At 65.0% G+C, this 409-nt stretch carries 1 protein-coding gene; it reads right to left on the bottom strand.

Features of this window, described 5'->3' with window-relative positions:
• Window positions 1–409 (bottom strand): hypothetical protein (locus QCE69_RS39715; protein WP_309936171.1); only part of this gene is annotated, 409 nt, incomplete at both ends.

Here is a 409-nt window from a genome sequence, read left to right as displayed (position 1 = left end):
ACAGCCCGCGACGATCCCCGAAGCAGCGCGCAACTCGCGCCCCGTGGGACGGCCTCCCGCGTATTCGACGAAGCGCATCGACACGCCGTGGTGAATCGCGTCCGCTCGCCGCTCGATATGCCAGGCGTTGCCATTCAGGTCGGCCATCCGGGATAACGGCAGACTGAACGTCTGCCCGCGATCCACGGCAGGTACACGCGCGCGCCAGTCGTCCGGCAGTGCGAACGCGTATTCCAGACCGGCCCGCGTACGAATGCGCAGTTCGTCCTGTTCGATATACAGCGCATGACCATGCTGGCGGTCATGCGTTCGCGCGGGCCATCCGCTTTCGTGCGGCATCTGATCGAACGCGGTGGCGTGATCGGCAAACGTGACCGCCGCGCTGTATTGCACGAACTCATGCCCTTGA

The sequence above is a fragment of the Caballeronia sp. LZ032 genome, assembly GCF_031451315.1.
In the GTDB taxonomy this organism is placed as follows: Bacteria; Pseudomonadota; Gammaproteobacteria; order Burkholderiales; family Burkholderiaceae; genus Caballeronia.
Note: the sequence above shows the minus strand (reverse complement) of the source record. Positions and strands in the feature narration are given on the sequence as shown.